General features: G+C 45.5%; 10 protein-coding genes. 4 read left to right on the forward strand and 6 right to left on the reverse strand.

Annotated elements, in window-relative coordinates; all coding sequences use genetic code 11:
• Positions 1-13 precede the first annotated feature (13 nt).
• From ACXAGK_RS05895 to ACXAGK_RS05910, 4 genes are all read left to right on the forward strand, one after another.
• On the forward strand, positions 14-2,464 hold the full coding sequence (locus ACXAGK_RS05895; protein ID WP_474854827.1) for a TonB-dependent receptor: 2,451 nt from the start codon (positions 14-16) through the stop codon (positions 2,462-2,464).
• 84 nt (positions 2,465-2,548) lie between these two features.
• On the forward strand, positions 2,549-4,120 hold the full coding sequence (locus tag ACXAGK_RS05900) for a sodium:solute symporter family protein (protein ID WP_474854829.1): 1,572 nt from the start codon (positions 2,549-2,551) through the stop codon (positions 4,118-4,120).
• A 30-nt stretch (positions 4,121-4,150) separates the two neighbouring features.
• Entirely contained in the window at positions 4,151-5,383 is a 1,233-nt protein-coding gene (locus ACXAGK_RS05905) for a glycerate kinase type-2 family protein (RefSeq protein WP_474854831.1), read from the forward strand.
• A gap of 70 nt (positions 5,384-5,453) precedes the next feature.
• Positions 5,454-6,596, forward strand: a complete 1,143-nt coding sequence (locus tag ACXAGK_RS05910; protein ID WP_474855587.1) for an ROK family transcriptional regulator — start codon at positions 5,454-5,456, stop codon at positions 6,594-6,596.
• Between the two features lie 14 nt (positions 6,597-6,610).
• On the opposite strand, the gene ACXAGK_RS05915 is transcribed toward ACXAGK_RS05910, so the two are convergent.
• The 6 genes from ACXAGK_RS05915 to ACXAGK_RS05940 form a co-directional block, all read right to left on the reverse strand.
• Positions 6,611-7,861: a response regulator gene (locus tag ACXAGK_RS05915; protein ID WP_474854833.1), complete on the reverse strand. Its 1,251-nt coding sequence runs from the start codon at positions 7,859-7,861 to the stop codon at positions 6,611-6,613.
• Between the two features lie 129 nt (positions 7,862-7,990).
• Entirely contained in the window at positions 7,991-9,172 is a 1,182-nt protein-coding gene (prpF, locus tag ACXAGK_RS05920) for a 2-methylaconitate cis-trans isomerase PrpF (RefSeq protein WP_474854835.1), read from the reverse strand.
• A gap of 391 nt (positions 9,173-9,563) precedes the next feature.
• Positions 9,564-12,155, reverse strand: coding sequence for a Fe/S-dependent 2-methylisocitrate dehydratase AcnD (acnD, locus tag ACXAGK_RS05925; RefSeq protein WP_474854837.1), 2,592 nt, complete (start codon positions 12,153-12,155; stop codon positions 9,564-9,566).
• 17 nt (positions 12,156-12,172) lie between these two features.
• Positions 12,173-13,297 carry a bifunctional 2-methylcitrate synthase/citrate synthase gene (gene prpC, locus ACXAGK_RS05930; protein ID WP_474854839.1) on the reverse strand — a complete coding sequence of 375 codons (1,125 nt, stop codon included), beginning with the start codon at positions 13,295-13,297 and terminating at the stop codon, positions 12,173-12,175.
• A gap of 236 nt (positions 13,298-13,533) precedes the next feature.
• Positions 13,534-14,409, reverse strand: a complete 876-nt coding sequence (gene prpB / locus ACXAGK_RS05935) for a methylisocitrate lyase (RefSeq protein ID WP_474854841.1) — start codon at positions 14,407-14,409, stop codon at positions 13,534-13,536.
• 65 nt (positions 14,410-14,474) lie between these two features.
• Positions 14,475-15,137: a GntR family transcriptional regulator gene (locus tag ACXAGK_RS05940; protein ID WP_474854843.1), complete on the reverse strand. Its 663-nt coding sequence runs from the start codon at positions 15,135-15,137 to the stop codon at positions 14,475-14,477.
• Between the last annotated feature and the right edge of the window lie 395 nt (positions 15,138-15,532).

Below are 15,532 nucleotides of genomic sequence, written 5' to 3' on the forward strand. Positions count from 1 at the left end.
TTGGAGATACACAGTGAAAAAGTTACTTCTTGCAACGACAATTTCGTCGTTATTAGCTGGAAATGCAATCGCTCAGGACGCCGCAGAAACAGATGGTGATCAAGGCGCCAAAGCTAAGAAAGATTATGAACAAATCGTTGTTACGGGCACCAGCCGTGCTCGTTTGGTAGCGGAAACGCCGCAATCAACTACATCCATGGGCGCGCAAGAAGTAGCAAAACTCTCAATGAGTAGTCAAGCCGATGTTCTTCGCTATGTACCTGGCATAAAAGTAGAAGGCGGTGGTGGTGAGGTCGCAACTAATTTACAGGTACGAGGCTTGCCATCATCAGGACAGTTCCAGTTTACGCCTTTACTATATGATGGCTCACCCACTTTGAGTGCGTTTGGTCTGAACTCATCTGCATACGATGTGTACTTTAGGAACGATTTAGGTATTGAGCGTGTAGAGTTTGTACGCGGTGGTGTATCTAACCTATTTGGTCAAGGCTCTGTTGCAGGGGTTATTAACTACCTTTCGAAGAAAGGGACCGAACTTTCTGAGAGTACAGTACAGCTAGAGTTGTCTGACAACAATCGCAAGCGTTTAGATTTTGCGACAAGTGGTCCTCTGAACGAAAAGGGTATGTATTACGCTATGTCTGGTTTTTATCGTTACGATGAAGGCCCAATTGATACGGGGTTACCTACTGAAGGCTACCAAGTTCGCGGTAACATTCACAAAGAATTTGATGACGGGAGCGGCTACTTCACTATTTACGGGCAAGCGATTAACGATGAAGTACAGTTTTTTCTACCCATCCCGCTAGATGCCCAAAGCCGTGAGCGAGTTGCAGGAAATGACGGCAAAGAAGTCGAGTCTACGCAAACGTTTTATGCTTCTGGATTGTCATACGAAACCGCAGATGGACGCTATCGTACGCCGATTGAAGAAGGTGTAGCAACAAAAGGGGGCTCTATTTCAATGGAGTTCTCAAAAGATTTGGGTAACGATTATAGCGTTCTTGCGCGAGCAAAGTATGCTAGTTACGACCACCAGTTTAATCTTTTCCTAGATGGAGACGGCATCATCAATGTGCCCGAAACGCAAAGCGAATATTTAGCAAACCGCGGGCTTGATGAGCTTGGCAGTGCAGCATTTACCTATGCTGGCACCGATGTCGCTCTTCCAGAAGGCGACTTATTATTTGCAAACCGTATTCTAGATAGAGATAGACCCGCTACAGATTTCTCATCTGAACTTAATATTGTTAAGTACCTTGATATTGGTGACTTTTCTCACAGCATTACGGTAGGTACGTTTTTCTCAAGTAGTGAAGCTGAAGATAATAACGTTATCACGCGCTATTTAGGCGAGTTTAATAACCAAGCACGTCTGGTCGATTTATCGATTACCGATGCAGACAATAATAGCGTAATAGTCAGTCAAAACGGCGTAACAGGCCCGGGTATCAGTTTCTCTGATACTACTATCTCTGCTCGAAGAAATGCTTTTTACATTGCTGATCAAATGCAAAGTGACGACTGGATCATTGACGTTGGTTTACGCTGGGAAGAGATAGACGGCACAATTACACGAGAAGGCAGTCAAACCGTTGTCGTTAATGACGACCCTGCGCTTTACGAAGACTTGCAGCTAAACGTTACTGGAAACGGCGCGTTAACTCACGGTAAGGTAGATAACTCAGAATTAGCCTTCTCAATAGCAGCACTCTATAAGCTTACTGATAACGTTAATGTATATGCTAACTATTCTAGAGGGTTTTTCTTCCCTGAACTACGCGGTGTTGCATTTGATCCGAACGGTCAACCTGGAAGTTATGAAAGCGAAATTGTTAAGCAGGCCGAAATAGGTACTAAGTTCTTCCTGGATGATTTTATTGGTACTGTAGCATTATTCAAAACAGATCTTGAGGATAGACGTTCTGTTGACTTCGTGAACGATGAAAATGGCGTAGCAGTTGAAGTGCCTGTTTTTCAGTCGACAGAAGCTTATGGTGTTGAAATTGTTGGTAGTTACAACATCACCGATGACTTAATTTTTGACGCTAACTTTACCTACACTGATCATGAATTTACTGAATACGATTCAGATCCTTCTGTGATTGGTAACGAGTTAAGAAGAAAGCCGAATGTGATGTTTAACTCTGCCTTGCGCTACACGTTAGACGACTGGGATATTTCTTTTTACCACAACTACCACGGTAAAAACTTCACTAATGACGCAAATTTTGTTGAGTTAGACGATTTTCACGTATTTCGCTTAGACACAGGCTATACATGGGTACTAGGTCAAGGTGAGCAACTTCGTGCAAGTATTGCTGTGTGGAATCTATTCGATTCAGATGGTATTACTGAAGGGTCTCCTCGTCTGGGTAATAGTCAAACTGCAGGTGAATCTTATTTTGTAGGTCGCCCTATATTACCGCGCCGTGTGTCATTACGTTTGCGTTATGATTTCTAGTCGACGTTGACACTCCCCCTCGCTGATGGCTCTTAACGGGGCTGTCAGCTTTTTATTTCGCGACTTGAATAATAAGAACAGCATATGAATTTTTTAGATTATATTGTAGTGATAGGTTACCTTGGCGCTTTGCTGTATATGGGGTTCGCCTTAAGGCAGCAAGAAGACAAGGGGGATTATTTTCTTGGTGGCAGAACGTTAGGGTGGAAACCTCTAACACTTTCAGTAATGGCCACACAGCTCTCTGCAATTAGCTTTATTTCTGCTCCCGCTTTCGTTGGTTTGAGAGATGGAGGCGGAATGATTTGGCTGTCTTATGAGTTAGGCATTCCTATTGCCATGATCCTGTTGTTAGGTACTATTCTCCCGTCTTTATACAAGTCGGGTGTAGTCAGCATATATGATTACTTAGAGCAAAGATTTGGGCGTTTAACTCGCGTCTTAATAAGTATTGTTTTCCAATTTAGCCGTGCATTTGCGACGGGTATCATGATTTATGCAGTATCGATCATTTTGCAGGGCACTATGGGCATCGAAGCGTGGCAAGCCGTGGTGCTTACAGGCATTATTACTGTGCTTTATTCGCTACAAGGCGGTATGAAAGCGGTGGTTTATGCTGATGCCATACAAATGGTTATAATTGTGCTGGGCACCATAGCGTGTATCGTCATCGGGCTTCATGCACTTGGCGGCTTTGACGCACTGGTAGAAGAGGCTCCAAAAGAGCGGCTAACCGCAATAGATTTTTCTTCGCTGGGTTTTAGCGGCGATGGCTTCGGCTTCTTCCCGATGCTGTTTGGTGGGATTGTTCTTTACGCATCCTATTATGGCTGTGATCAAACACAGGCACAGCGTGCGTTATCAGCGAGAAACGAGAATGACCTTCGAAAAATGATTGTCGCCAACGGAATTATTCGTTTTCCGATAACATTGTTGTATTGTTTTTCTGGATTAATTGTTGGCACACTTGCACTTACCAACACCGATTTTTTCAGTAAAATTCCTGTTGATAACCCTGACTGGTTGATGCCGACTTTTATCCTAAATTACCTACCGCATGGGTTAATAGGGCTATTAATTGTCGCTATCTTATCTGCCGCTATGTCCTCCTTAAGCTCAGCTATCAATTCTTTATCGGCGGTTACCGTTGAAGATTATTGTCGTATAACTGATACAGAACTTGAGCACAAAAACTATCTACGTGTTGCTAAAATAACCGGTTTGATATGGGGTGGCGTTACGCTTGTGCTTTCTCTGTTTGCAGGAAATATTGCGCCAACAATAATTGAAGCTATCAATAAAGTTGGCTCTGTCTTTTACGGGCCTATACTTGCGCTCTTCTTACTTGCCGTAGCAAGTAAAACGCTAAGCGGACGACACGTTAATTTAGGTCTCATTGTAGGCGTGGGCACAAACATTATTATTTGGCTATTCGTTCCAGACATCTTTTGGTTCTGGTGGAATGTCATTGGCTTTGTTGTTACCTGCGTGGTATCAATGGTAGCGCGTACTGCATGGCCCTCATCAGTATCTTCAAATGATACTAAAGCGCTTGTTTTCCACTCTATTCTCACTAAGAACGACATTTTCATATTGTTGGGATTTTTTGTCCTGATGCTAAGTGCGTGCTTACTTCTTCCTTCACTATTTTCATAAGGGTCCTTTGGACCCTTCCAGAGGTTTCTAATGAGTAAAACATTTCTTTTATCTTTGTATGAAGAAGCGGTAAGAGTCAGCAAACCTAGACACTGTTTGCCCGATTATTTTTCATCGTTTGATAGGGATCAGCGAGTATGTATTTTGGGCGCAGGTAAAGCGGCAGCAGATATGGCCGTAGAGGCCTATAATTACTTCGGCGACAACGCTTATGGTTTGGTGGTGACCCGCTATGGCTATGAAAACACACAACCCACAGGCAATATCGAGGTTCGCCTTGCCGCACATCCCGTTCCCGATGAACATAGCGTAGAAGGTGCTAAAGCATTATTGTCTTTGGCATCTAAGGTAGAGCCTTCTGAAAACGTCATCTTTCTTATTTCCGGCGGCGGGTCGGCACTTGCTTGTGCTCCGCCTGAGGGCATCTCTCTGGATGAGAAACTTGCACTACACAAGTTCTTGTTGCGAAGTGGTGCAAGCATTGAGGAAATGAATACAGTAAGAAAACATGTTTCTGTCATTAAAGGGGGAAGGCTTGCAGCAGCGTCAAAAGGGAAAAATACCAGCATAGTTATTTCAGATGTTGTGGGTGATGACCCAGCTTTTATTGCCTCTGGATTAACGGTTCAAGACAACACAAAGCCTGAAGAAGCACTAGCTATTCTCGACAAATATGGTTTTAGCGAAGCATCTTGTATTCGCGATTACCTGAATCAGGCTTTGCCGCTTCCGAAAGTGTCAGGTGATTACAAATTGGTGGCTAATGCGCAAAGTGCAATTGATGCTGCTGTTGAGAAAGCGAAAGCGGCAGGTTGGGACACCGCGATTATTAGCTACACAGAAAGAGGTGAGGCGCAGACAGTCGCCGAACGTCACGCAGAGATTGCGCTTGAATACAAGAAAAGAGGCAAATCAATTCTATTATTTTCAGGCGGAGAACTTACCGTAACCTTAGGTGACTCGCAAGGTGAGGGCGGGCCGAATCAAGAATATCTCATGGCACTATCTCGTGCGCTCAATGGCGAGGTAGGCATAAGCGCACTGGCGGCCGATACTGATGGTGTTGATGGTAGTAAAGACGTTGCTGGTGGTTACATAGATGAAAATACACTAGCGATGGCGTTAAAAGAAAAGTTAGATATTGATGAATTGCTAAAAGAGCACGACAGCTTTGGATTCTTTAACCGTTTAAATTCGCATATTGAAATAGGTCCAACACGAACAAACGTAAACGATTTTAGAGTAATTTCTATTATATCGTAGTGGGAACTAGAGCGTTAGTTACGTATAATAAAGCTAGCTTGAATAGGACATGTTGAAAGTAAAATCTATGCTGACATCGGCGAGAAATAATCAATTGCTGCGAAGTGCTTTTTCGCTAGGTAAGGGCGGCAAGCTTCTTCAAGACAATCCGAAAGCCATAGTAAAAGAAGTGTTTTGGTCCCATGGCATTACGCAGAGTGCCATATCTACTTCAACTAAAATTCCTCAGCAAACTGTTTCTCGTTTGGTTAATACGCTTATTGAAGATGATCTTATTAAAAGCGTCGGTGATTCAGGTAAAACTTCTACAGGTTTAGAGCCAAATTCATCTTACGCTTACTGCTATGGGTTATCGATATTGCTTGATGCGATATCCATTGCCTTGATGAATTTCAAAGGCGAAGTAGTCACTACCCGTCATATTGAGTTAGACAATATGGGAATTGCCTCTGTTCTTTCTAAAGCCGTGTCAGAAGTTGAAGCAATCTCAGCAGAACATGGTATCGATAACGACCGCGTACTCGGTATTGGTGTAGGCATTTCAGGCTTCTTCAGCTCAAATGATGGAAAAATGAATACGCACCATGCGATTGAAGAATGGGCTGACATTAATATTGCAGATACTGTGGCAGAGGCATTTAACTTACCCACTTGGGTAGTAAACGATGGAACGGGTGCAGCAGCTGGAGAGGGTATTGCTGGTGTAGGAAGGAAGTATAAAAACTTTGTATATTTCTTCGTATCTAGTGCTTTTGGAGGTGGCTTAATTAATAACGGTGACATGATTCGAGGCACCCACGGTAATGCTGGGGAACTAGGTGATATGCTACCTGCAAAATTGTATAGCCACCCAAACCTAAAGTTGCTTGAGCGTATATTGTTAAAGCACGGCGTAGAAGTGCCATCTATGTATCGCCTAAATGAAGTATTTGATCCCGAATGGCCAGGGGTTGATGAATGGATCTATAAGGTGCAAGACTCATTCGACTTAGTTGCAACGGCAAGTTCTGCGTTACTTGATAGCCAAGCCATAATCATTGGTGGTCATATACCTACTAAATTGGCGCAAAAAGTCATTCCCAGAATTGATGTGTACGCACAGTTTAGACGAGGCGCTAAGCGTCCAATGCCAGAAATTGTTTGCGCTGGAGTAACTGATTGCCCGGTTGCAGTGGGAGCGGCAACGCTACCAATAAGAGATTGGTTTCTTTAATATCCCGCGTGTTTTCAAGATACCTTTTGCTGTAAATCCCTAAGAATAATCTGATCTTTGCCGGCATGTTTAGCTTCATACAAACGCGCGTCGGCTTTTTCTAGCTGCGATTCTAAGCATTTGTGCTCTTCAGTACTCACACCGATACTGCACGTAATGTTAAATTTGTGGCTGGTAAAGAGCGTAGTGCGAACTGCATCCATAAATGCAGAAAGCGCTGATAGATACACCTTCGGCGGCCTAACTGATACCACCGTAAACTCTTCGCCGCCGTAGCGCACAATTAGATCGTCAGGAAAGTAATCTTTCAGTAATGCGGCGAACTCCTGCAATAACATGTCACCGGTTTTGTGACCATACGTATCGTTCACGCTTTTGAAGTTGTCAGCATCTATCATAGATACAATAACGTCTTTTCTAGACGTACTATTGGCGAAAAGCTCCTCCGCTTTTTCGTGTAAAAAACGTCGATTATACACTTTCGTCAATGCGTCTAAGTTCGCCGAGTCACGAATGGTTTGAATCATTTCTTGGGATTCAAGGTTTTGCATTACACGGCAGTAAAATTCTTCGTGATAAAACGGCTTAGATAAAAAGTCATTAGCACCGCTTTTAATAAACTTAGAAGTGAGCACGCTGTCGCCGGTGGCTGAAAGGCCAATAAAAACTAAGTCTTGCATCCGCCTTTCGTGTCTAATCGTTTTAACCAGCTCATAGCCATCCATATTAGGCATTCTATGATCTGCGATCACCATTTTGATATCGCGATGGTTTTCCAGCACCTCAAGCGCTTCAAGACCGTCGTTGGCCTCATGCACCTGAAACTGGAATTTGCGAAGTAATGAACAAATGTGGTTTCGACTGGTTTTTGAATCTTCTACAACAAGCACTTTAGTCGTTAGGTTTTTCCGCAGGCGATCAACTAATTTAGAAACTTGAAGGTATGAGTAACGAGATTCTTTTGTAATGTAGTCCAATACGCCTTGATCTAATAATTGGGCTCGAGTGAACTCGTCAAAGTTCCCAGTAAGCACGATAGTTGGAACGTTGTAAGAAAGCGCGAGCTCAACGCTCTCGCCATTCGGAGCATCGGGAAGATTCAAGTCGACGATAGCTGCCAAGTATTCGGTATCGCTCTCAAGCGCACTTCGGGCTTCAGAGAGGTCTTCACAAAGATCACAGGTAAAGTGAGGGTTATCCTCAATGAGTTTGTTTACTATCTTTCGGACAGTTAAGCTGTCTTCTACTACAAGAACTTTATACATGTGATTTACTCAAGGCATTTGACTTATGATAATAACCAATAAAATATAAAAAAGCCCTCAATGAGAGGGCGTTTCATACTTATGTCTAAATAAGGTTTATCTAATATTTTATTGTTTAGACAGGCGCTACTAACTTTGCTCGACGGGTACGCGCACTGCACCTTCCATCAAAATACGGGCACTTCTGCTCATCACCGCTTGCTCGATTTTCCACTTGTCGTTTTCAAAAGTGGCTTTAGCGCCTACACGAAGAGTTCCGGAAGGGTGCCCAAAAGTAACCGATTCTCTGTCTTTACCACCTGCGGCAATATTCACCAAGGTTCCTGGAATGGCAGCAGCGGCGGCAATAGCTACTGCTGCTGTGCCCATCATGGCGTGGTGAAGTTTCCCCATAGATAATGCGCGTACTAGTACGTCTATGTCGGAACCTAATATATCTTTGCCGCTTGACGCTTTATAACCTCTCGGAGAGGCGACGAAAGCAACCTTAGGTGTATGCTGCCTGTTTGCAGCTTCACCCACATCATTGATGAGCCCCATCTGAACCGCGCCATGTGCACGAATGGCTTCGAACTTCGAAAGCGCCTCTGCATCACTGTTAATGTCGTCTTGCAGCTCAGTGCCTGTGTAGCCAAGATCTTCCGCATTAATGAAAATAGTCGGAATACCCGCGTTTATCATAGTCGCTTGAAGTGAACCTACGTCCGGTACTTCAAGCGTGTCGACTAAGCGTCCAGTAGGGAAAATAGCACCTTCACCGTCGGCTGGGTCAACAAAAGCTACCTCTACTTCTGCGGCTGGGAAAGTAACGCCGTCTAGCTCAAAATCACCGGTTTCTTGTACTTCACCATTAGTCATTGGTACTTTTGCAATAATGGCTTTGTTGATATTCGCCTGCCAAATGTTGACTATGGCAATGCCGTTTTCCGGAATTTTACTTTCATCAACTAAGCCATTGCTGATAGCAAAAGCACCAACCGCTGCGGTAAGATTTCCGCAGTTTCCGCTCCAGTCTACAAAAGGTTTGTCGATAGCCACTTGTCCGAACAGGTAGTCGACATCGTAACCTTCACGTTCACTTTTGCTTATGATCACTGTTTTGCTGGTGCTTGAGGTAGCACCGCCCATGCCGTCGGTTTGTTTACCGTATGGATCTGGGCTTCCGATGACACGAAGAAGCAGGGCATCGCGCGCCGGCCCCGGCTGTTGTGCTGCCTCTGGCAAATCAGTTAAATTAAAAAACACACCTTTACTAGTACCGCCACGCATATAGGTAGCCGGTACTCGAAGTTGTGGCGCATACTTTGTCATGCTTTTTCCTTTTCTGTTTTTAAAGGTTGGAAGCTGTTTGTGTTTTGAAACACACTGTGAACACGTCCGTGTGCGCTTCCAAGCCGCATCCTTGCGGCTGGAAAGTCTCAAATCGTAACCAACTTCCTTCTCAAAGCTATTAAACGATTCCAGTAGGGGAGAGGTGAGTTAGTTTCAAGGCCTTTAACTCGCATGGATGCGAGTTGGGAGCCTACAGGGACGTATTCACGGCGTGCCCTATAACTAATTCGTCCCCACCGTCCGAGAACTAGACCGCATAGGAAGTACTGAGTCGGTTACGGGGCCCTCAATTCGCATGGATGCGAATTGGGAGCCTACATGGATGTATTTACGGCGTGTCCCGTAACCGGCTCAGTTCTTCCTAGCTGAATCAGCTAGCTTCCGCTTCTAAGAAGTCCTTTGCGAAGCGTTGTAATACGCCGCCTGCGCTGTAGATAGAGACTTCTTCTGCAGTATCTAAACGACAGGTTACTGGCACTTCTAGCTGCTCACCGTTTTGACGGTTAACTATTAGCGTAAGCGTTGCACCAGGTGACGGTTCGCCGTTAACGTCGTAAGTTTCTGTACCATCTAGTTCTAACGTTTTACGGGTTGTGCCCGGTTTAAACTCAAGCGGTAACACGCCCATTCCAATTAGGTTAGTACGGTGAATACGCTCAAAGCCTTCTGCCACAATTACTTCAACGCCTGCTAGACGTACACCTTTAGCTGCCCAGTCACGTGATGAACCCTGACCATAATCAGCACCTGCTACAATAATCAGCGGTTGTTTACGGTTCATGTAAGTTTCGATAGCTTCCCACATGCGTACTACTTTACCCTCGGGCTCAATGCGGGCCAGTGAACCTTGTTTTACTTCACCGTTTTCCAGCACCATTTCGTTGAACACTTTCGGGTTCGCAAGAGTAGCGCGCTGTGCGGTTAAATGATCGCCTCGGTGGGTAGCGTAGGAGTTGAAGTCTTCTTCGGGTAGTCCCATTTTTGCTAAGTATTCACCTGCAGCACTGCTTGCCATAATGGCGTTCGAAGGTGATAGATGGTCAGTGGTGATGTTGTCACCCAAAATGGCTAACGGACGCATACCTTTCATTGTACGCTCGGCATCCATTGCGCCTTCCCAGTAGGGCGGGCGGCGAATGTAGGTGCTCATTTCACGCCAGTCATAAAGCGGGTTAATGTCTTTGCCATAGTCCACGCTTAATTCGAACATTGGCTCGTACACTTTTCTGAAGTGTTCAGGCTTCACTGACTTCGCAACAATAGCATCAATTTCTTCGTCGCTTGGCCAAATGTCTTTAAGCGTTACTGGGTTGCCTTCTTTGTCAGTGCCCAATACGTCTTTTTCAATATCAAAACGCACGGTACCGGCGATGGCGTAAGCTACAACAAGTGGTGGCGAAGCTAGGAATGCTTGCTTTGCGTAAGGGTGAATACGGCCGTCGAAGTTACGGTTACCCGACAATACTGCTGTTGAGTAAAGGTCGCGGTCGATGATCTCTTGCTGAATTTTTGGGTCTAGCGCGCCGCTCATACCGTTACAGGTAGTACACGCAAACGCCACAACGCCAAAGCCTAAATCTTCCAGTTCGCTCATTAAGTTAGCTTCTTCAAGATACAACTTAACGGCTTTAGAGCCTGGTGCTAGAGAGCTTTTAACCCACGGTTTGCGGGTTAGACCGCGCTGGTTGGCATTGCGCGCAAGTAGGCCTGCTGCAATAACATTGCGCGGGTTTGACGTATTAGTACAGCTGGTGATAGCCGCGATAATAACCGCGCCATCAGGCATTTTGCCTTCTTCTTCCTCCCACTTCGCTGCAATTCCTCGGCTTTCTAGGTCACTGGTAGGTAAGCGAGCGTGAGGATTAGACGGGCCAGCCATATTACGACCAACAGAAGACAGGTCGAACTTAAGTACGCGTTCGTATTCAGCGGTTTCTAAATCATCTGCCCACAAACCTGTAAGCTTAGCGTATTGCTCAACAAGCGCAATTTGCTTTTCTTCACGCCCCGTTAGGCGCAAGTAATCAATGGTTTGCTGATCGATGTAGAACATGGCTGCAGTGGCGCCGTATTCCGGTGTCATGTTCGAAATGGTGGCACGGTCGCCCAGCGTTAGGTGCGATGCACCTTCACCGTAGAATTCAAGATAAGCAGATACCACGCGCTCTTTACGCAAAAATTCAGTAAGCGCTAATACAATGTCAGTAGCGGTAATACCCGGCTGTGGTTTGCCTGTTAGCTCAACACCTACAATATCAGGTAATCGCATATATGACGCGCGCCCTAGCATAACGCTTTCCGCTTCAAGGCCGCCCACACCTACGGCGATAACGCCAAGTGCATCAACATGCGGCGTATGGCTGTCGGTACCTACTAGGGTATCAGGGAAGGCTACGCCGTCGCGGGCTTGAATAACCGGCGACATACGCTCCAAGTTAATCTGGTGCATAATGCCGTTACCTGGCGGGATAACATCAACGTTTTTAAACGCCGTTTTTGTCCAGTTAATAAAGTGAAAACGGTCATCGTTACGTCTGTCTTCGATAGCGCGGTTTTTCTCGAACGCGTCTTTTTCAAAGCCTGCGTGTTCCACCGCTAGTGAGTGGTCAACTATCAGCTGTGTTGGTACAACCGGATTAACCTTCGCCGGGTCGCCGCCCTTGGCCGCAATAGCATCCCGAAGACCTGCCAAGTCGACAAGTGCAGTTTGACCTAAAATGTCATGACACACTACGCGAGCAGGAAACCACGGAAAGTCTAGGTCGCGCTTGCGGTAAACAAGCTGTTTAAGCGAGTCGGTCAGCATGTCAGGTGCGCATTTACGCACTAAGTTTTCAGCCAGTACACGTGAGGTGTAAGGTAGTTTGGCATAGGCGCCAGGATCAATGGCGTCTACCGCTTCACGGGTATCGAAAAAATCGATACCCGTGTTTGGAAGCGGTTTACGGTAATCAATATTCATAAAACTAAACCTCAGCGTTACGCACGTTCGCTAATAGCAGGTACTGGGCGAAGTTCTTCACCTGTGTATTCTGCTGACGGACGGATAATGCGGTTGTCAGCGCGCTGTTCCATAACATGTGCTGCCCAGCCAGTTAGGCGAGACATTACAAAGATTGGGGTGAATAACGGCGTAGGAATGCCCATGAAGTTGTACGCAGAGGCATGGAAGAAATCGGCGTTACAGAAAAGCTTCTTCTCGCGCCACATCACTTCTTCACAGCGAACAGACACAGGATAAAGCACCTCGTCGCCTACATCCGCAGCCAGTTTTTCAGACCACTGCTTGATAATTTCGTTACGTGGGTCAGAGTCTGAGTAAATAGCGTGACCAAAGCCCATGATCTTCTCTTTACGTTCAAGCATGCCCATCATTTTTTCTTCTGCATCATCAGCAGAGGTAAAGCCTTCAATCATTTCCATGGCAGCTTCGTTAGCGCCACCGTGAAGCGGACCACGCAGTGAGCCGATAGCACCCGTTACACAAGAATGCATATCAGATAAGGTTGAAGCGCAAACACGCGCCGTAAAGGTAGACGCGTTAAATTCATGCTCGGCATAAAGAATTAACGATACATGCATGACCTGTTCATGAAGTTCACGTGGCTTTTCGCCATGAAGCATATGAAGGAAGTGACCGCCAATTGAGTCGTCATCGGTTTCAACATCTACGCGCACTCCATCGTGCGAGAAGCGGTACCAGTAGCAGATAATACTTGGGAAACATGCCAACATACGGTCTGTCACGTCTTGTTGCTGGTCAAAGCTGGTTTCCATTTCAAGGTTACCTAGCATTGAACAACCCGTGCGAAGTACATCCATTGGGTGAGCATTTTTTGGAATGCGCTCTAGCACTTCTTTAAGCGCTGTAGGAAGGCTGCGCATGCCGCGAAGTCTTGTTTTATAAGCGTCTAGCTCAGACTGGTTAGGTAGCTTGCCCTTAAGAATAAGGTACGCCACTTCTTCAAATTGGCAGTTTTGCGCTAAATCTTTTACGTCGTAACCACGATACGTTAAACCAGAACCTGATTTACCTACGGTTGATAATGCTGTTTTACCTGCAACTTGGCCGCGTAAACCCGCGCCACTTAACTGTTTAGCCATCTTGTTGTCTCCGGTCTTGTAAATTGTGTAAGGTACTTTTTAGTGTGATATCTTCGTCATTTGGCGCTTGAAGTTGGCGGGCACATTGGCTGCAGGAGCAAAGCACAGTTCCCTGCCACGCCGTAAACCCATCCGTGGGGGCTCCGCTTCGGCATCCATGCCTCAGAGGGGCAGGGAACTGTACTTCACCCCTGCATCTTCGTGCCCGCCAACTTCAAGCTGAATTCGTTTTCTAGTTAGTTCTTACTTTCAGCGAATAGCGCATCTAGTTTTTGCTCGTACTCGTGGTAGCCAAGATAATCGTACAGTTCCATGCGTGTCTGCATGCTGTCCACAACGGCTTTTTGGTCGCCGTTTTCAAGTATAGATTTGTACACCATTTCTGCTGCTTTATTCATCGCACGGAATGCACTTAGCGGGTAAAGCACCATGTCGGCACCCCATTCTCCAAGCTCTTCTTTGTTCCATAGTTCGGTTTTGCCGAACTCAGTGATATTGGCAAGAATAGGTACGTCTAATGCTTCAGCAAATGCGCGGTAGTGCTCTTCGGTTTGCACTGCTTCTGCAAATATGCCGTCAGCGCCTGCTGCAACGTAGGCTTTTGCACGCTCAATGGCTTTTTCTAAACCTTCTTGTGCGAACGCGTCGGTGCGCGCCATAATGAAAAAGTCTGGATCAGTTCTAGCATCTACCGCTGCTTTAATGCGGTCGACCATTTCAGCCGTGCTTACAATTTCTTTATTAGGACGGTGACCACAGCGTTTTTGTGCAACCTGATCTTCCATATGAACGGCCGCCGCGCCTGCTTTTTCCATGTCGCGAATGGTTTTGGCAATGTTAAATGCACCGCCCCAACCTGTGTCGATATCTACCATTAACGGAAGGTCGCATGCGCTGGTAATGCGCTGAACATCCGCAATCACATCGTTAAGCGATGTCATGCCTAAGTCGGGTAGGCCGTAAGACGCATTAGCTACGCCGCCACCTGATAAATAAATAGCTTGGTGCCCAATAGCCTTCGCCATCATTGCGGTATAGGCATTAATGGTGCCCACGATTTGTAGCGGTTTATTGTTCTCTAATGCGGTTCTGAATTTCTTTCCTGCACTCATGATAATCACTCGCTTATTTAAAAGTAGGGTAGAGGTGGATTAGGTATGAAGAAGATTTAGTGGTGTTAACCATGACTGAGCTTCTTCTCAATATTGTTTTTTGAATAAAGAATATGGCGACGCATAAGCATTTCTGCTAATTCTTCGTCGCGATTGGCAATGGCGTTAACAATGTGTCTGTGCTCATCAAACGCTGTGCTTACGCGAGGGCCAGCCATACCGAGTTGTACGCGATACATACGAACAAGATGGTAAAGCCCATCTACAAGTACACTAATGAGATGATCATTTTTACTGCCAGTTACAATTCTGTAGTGAAAATCTACATCGCCGGCTTCTTGATAATAGCTTTGGCCACCTTTCACTTTATCGAAGTGGCTATCAAGCAATGCCTGCATGTCGGCAATTTCTTCATCGCTCATGTAGCGTGCGGCCAAGCGGGCGGCCATACCCTCTAACGCTTCGCGCACTTGATATAGCTGAATAAGGCCTTCAGGTGACAGTGCAACCACGCGGGCGCCTACATTAGCTTTGCGTTCCACTAAATGACAGGTGGCAAGGCGATTTATGGCTTCACGAATAACGGCGCGACTAACTTCATACTTTGTCGACAATTCCATTTCACTTAACTTACTACCTGCGGGAATAATGCCCTCAACAATATCCTTCCTCAATTGAAAGAAAGTACGGTCGGCATTGGTGATGGCTTGTTCGCTTTTTACTAACACTTTACATCGTCTTTGATTAACTAATGTCGACAATATATGCCTGTTAGACGTCTTTTTCAACCTTTCTAAGCCCAAATTGTCGACAACGAGCGTAAGCTGTTGGTCTTATGGAGGTGTTTGAAAATTTTGCTTAAGCTAGGTGTAGAAAGCTTTGGTTCTATCTGAATATGAACGCAAACTAGTTGTCGGAACTCGCATTCGAACGCTGTCGCAGCGGGGTTGAAAGTTGGGGACGGGTATTGATTGGAATTATGTGTGGTAATCAGCGTCACAACAGAAATATCTGCAGTGAGTAATTTGATTAAAGTTTGTCCGCTTGGTCTAGGTTTTGATTTATCATTTTAAACAGACTTTGTTAGGTGGTTGTTATATTTATTTGTTTGATATTTATTCTC

This window comes from Alteromonas sp. ABM1_013, assembly GCF_056160505.1.

Coding starts and splice junctions, on each gene's coding strand:
- ACXAGK_RS05900 (WP_474854829.1), top strand. CDS start 2,549: ATGAATTTTTTAGATTATATTGTAGTGATAGGTTACCTTGGCGCTTTG.
- ACXAGK_RS05905 (WP_474854831.1), top strand. CDS start 4,151: ATGAGTAAAACATTTCTTTTATCTTTGTATGAAGAAGCGGTAAGAGTC.
- ACXAGK_RS05915 (WP_474854833.1), bottom strand. CDS start 7,861: ATGTATAAAGTTCTTGTAGTAGAAGACAGCTTAACTGTCCGAAAGATA.
- prpF (WP_474854835.1), bottom strand. CDS start 9,172: ATGACAAAGTATGCGCCACAACTTCGAGTACCGGCTACCTATATGCGT.
- acnD (WP_474854837.1), bottom strand. CDS start 12,155: ATGAATATTGATTACCGTAAACCGCTTCCAAACACGGGTATCGATTTT.
- prpC (WP_474854839.1), bottom strand. CDS start 13,297: ATGGCTAAACAGTTAAGTGGCGCGGGTTTACGCGGCCAAGTTGCAGGT.
- prpB (WP_474854841.1), bottom strand. CDS start 14,409: ATGAGTGCAGGAAAGAAATTCAGAACCGCATTAGAGAACAATAAACCG.